2 protein-coding genes and 1 pseudogene are annotated in these 3,284 nt (G+C 38.6%); all 3 read right to left on the bottom strand.

Annotated elements, in window-relative coordinates; all coding sequences use genetic code 11:
• Positions 1 to 1,440: hypothetical protein (locus ACE1CC_RS04325; RefSeq protein WP_413269241.1), on the bottom strand; the 1,440-nt coding region annotated here is incomplete at its 3' end.
• 1 nt (position 1,441) lies between these two features.
• Entirely contained in the window at positions 1,442 to 1,759 is a 318-nt protein-coding gene (locus tag ACE1CC_RS04320) for a hypothetical protein (protein ID WP_413269240.1), read from the bottom strand.
• An 11-nt stretch (positions 1,760 to 1,770) separates the two neighbouring features.
• Positions 1,771 to 3,150 (bottom strand): annotated as a pseudogene (locus tag ACE1CC_RS04315) (type IV secretory system conjugative DNA transfer family protein); the annotation flags it as partial.
• Between the last annotated feature and the right edge of the window lie 134 nt (positions 3,151 to 3,284).

Genomic DNA, 3,284 nt, shown 5'->3' with positions numbered 1-3,284 from the left:
TGCCATTACCAAGTCAATCAAATCTCGTTCTTGTTCAGGCTGAAGTCGAACATTAGAATCAACGCGCACTCCCAAACCGTTAGCACTAAATTTGAGAACTGTTTGCCCATCTCGATCGCTAAGAGTGTAGTTCTTACCATCTCTTTGAATGACATAATTAGCAATATAAATAGTTGAAGTATCAGGGGCTAGTTTTTGGTTGTAAAAACTGCGAATAGCATTTGCATAAGTGTGGTATTCTTCTCGGCGTTTAAAATTCTCCCAGATGTGAGTAACTGTTTGTTTAGCTTGTTGCCACCAGGAAAATTGAGTAGGTTGTTCAACTCGTGCTGTGATTAACTGCTGCATTTGGCTAACTGAATTCTGCAAGGAATTAATCTGCTGATTTTGTTGCTGGATTGTTTCTAATAAACTTTGCATTTGAGTGCTATAGTTAGCAGCCATTTGAACGGAGGTTGTTTGAGGAAGCGCGGCAAGCGATCGCTGAACTTTTTCATAACCAGAAATAGTCCGCAATTTTTCACTAGCTTGTTCAATTTCAGGTTCTATATCTGGTTGAGATTTAGATTGCTTCTGCATCGCTGACCGCACGAAATTATGAATAGACCCATCAGTTATGCCAGAAAGTTCTTCTACTTGATGGATGAGTTTGAGCAATCTGGTTTCTTTCTGTTCCTCTGGAGTTAACGAGTTAAAAATTAGTTGTTTTTCCTGATAAGGAACCCTGGTATAAGCTTGGTTAATTATTTGGTAATTTCCCTTCTTAATGCCCTCTCTTACTGCTGATACTAATTCAGCTTTAGGAGAATAAACTCTATGGGATGCCTCTACTGTTTCTACTGGGATTTGGTCTACTGAATTTTGTAAATCATCCTCACGCTCGCTTTTTGACCACAGTTTTTCAGATTCTTGAATAGGTAACGAACTATCAGTACCAAGTTCAATTGGAGAGTAATAATCTTCCTCTTCTGGAGGTTCAGGTAAAGGTTGATTTTCCAACCATACGGATTCTGAATTTGGTTCTGCAATTGTTTGGGGAAATTCTTCAGGAAGTTTTTCCTGAGATTTTGTCTTGATAATTTCATTAATAATTACCTTTCCTTGGCGATCGGATTTCAAGATAATCCTGCCATCCAACTCAATTCGTTTGTTAGCTGCTTCTGGTATTAACCCACCAACAGGGGTATCTCTTAGTTTTTCAAGCTGCCCTAATAACTCTGGATTGATTACTTGTCCTACCAACCCAGTTACCTCATCAAAAAATTGATTAGTTTCTCTTTCCATTCCATAAACCTTACGGTCATTATCGTAAATTTGTAAACCTTTAGTTGATGGTGTTAATTCTTCAGATTCACTTCTCAATAACTCTTCTAAAAAGTGCCGCCATTGTTCGAGTAAGTTAACTGCGTCTCCTTGAGAACCTGTAAAAAAATCTGGCATTTTACCCTCCTTCGATTACGTTGAGTAAACTACTTGCTTTGGCCATTAAAATCAGCCTATCTATCACAATCTCATCGCCTAAATAAAAGAAAGCAAGCTGCCCATCTAGATACCAAGCTATAAAATTTGTTAAATCTGTTTCAGTTCTATAACACTGGTAAGGTTCACCAAAAACGCTGCCAGCTAGTAATCCTAAATCATCGAAAATCTCCACTATTTTAGGTTGGTAATCCAAAGGCAGCGGAGGTAAAGTTAATGCCTGTTCAATTTCTCTTTTCCAAAAAGGAGTTAAAGTCTCCAATGTTTGCGCTAATTGCATATATTTTCTGCTTAAAATATGTCTGCTAAGTCATTCGCTTCGGGATTAATATTGCTTTCTTCTTTGTCTGGAAGCGGAAAAAGCTGCTCCGCTAAAGTGCGACGAACGTTAAATTGTTCTCGCCGTTCTTCTTCGCTAATTGTCAAAGCTCTTCGCTGCAATTTTTGCTGAATAAAGTTCCATTTATCCTCAGACCATTGCATTTCATTAACATCATCTTTGGGAACTTTAACAGATTGAAACAGAGGAACGTAAGCTTCATCGCCACGAGTGTAAGCCGGGTTAATAATAACCGCTTTTCCGGTTTTCATTTTGGCAAATTGAGCAGGTTCTAATAAATGCCGTTTCTGAATATTTTCATTGATACTCCTCGAACCTCCACCCTTACCAGCACTACGACTTTTAGACTTAAATTGAATTTCCATTTCCCCTAAATAATCAGCAAAAAGTTTAGATGATTCCGGGTCTTGGGGGTTAAAAATAAATTTAGTTGCTGTACCACCAACGATCGCTCTAGCTAACTCTCTCCCATAAGCTTTTTCAAGCTGACTAACATTTTGATAACCCAAAATTCCACAAAAGCCGTCCTCTCTATTTTCATTGAGCCAATTAACTAAAGCAGGTAAATAAAGAGTAGGTAACTCATCTAATGCTACTATTAATGGGTCTTGGCGCGGCGTAGTACGTGAAACATTTCGGTTGACAACCATGTGAAGAATTGCGGCTAATAGTGGGCCGACAATATCCCGATTGTTGCGGTCTAATCCGAAAATTACTAACTGTTTTCCATCAATATCTAAAGGTAAGGTAGTTTGACCGCAGAAAGCCCCGACAAAATCTTTCTTCAAAAATCTTTGAAAGATTCGTTGCGCTGTACCAACAATGCCAGAAACAGTTTTTTCCGAATCTTTAACGCTGATTAATTGAGAAAGCGGGCGAGAAGTCCAAACTTTTAGTTTAGTTTTAGAAGCTTCTTCTAATCTCAAAGCTAAACTAGGCAAACTTAAAATAGCTTGTGCCATCATTAAATCACAGTATTCATCTGTACCCGTCAAAGTTTTAATAGCTTTAGTTACTAATAAAATGCCTTCGATTAACGCATCTCCCGCATCCTCAAAAAACTTATCGCTAGAAGCAGTTCCGCCACTTTTATCAAAATTTTTGTTTAAAACCATTGATAACTGACCTGCGGCGATCGCATCCTCCTCATCTTTAATCAAATCAAGAGGATTGCAAATTTCACTTTCGGGAAAACCAGGTGCAAAAACTCTCACGGTATAACCCCGCTTCATCGCATAAGCTACAGCCCGTTTAGTTTGTGCCGGATATTTAAAATCGTAGAGGCAGACGGGGAAACCTTGATCGAGTGCCGAACGAATCAAAGGGCTGACGGGGTGACAACAATCGGTAAACCCCTTACTGCGTGCGGGGTTTACCGATTGTTGTCAAAAAAAAAGAGGTCTGCTATTCTCAAGAAGACCTAATTAACGAAAATAATGAATTTATTACCATTATTTTACACCGA

Source organism: Floridaenema aerugineum BLCC-F46, assembly GCF_041929345.1.
Taxonomy (GTDB): Bacteria; Cyanobacteriota; Cyanobacteriia; order Cyanobacteriales; family Aerosakkonemataceae; genus Floridanema; species Floridanema aerugineum.
Note: the sequence above shows the minus strand (reverse complement) of the source record. Positions and strands in the feature narration are given on the sequence as shown.

What these genes read in the sequence shown, in the direction of transcription:
- ACE1CC_RS04320 (WP_413269240.1), bottom strand. Translation starts at nt 1,759, where the DNA reads ATGCAATTAGCGCAAACATTGGAGACTTTAACTCCTTTTTGGAAAAGA.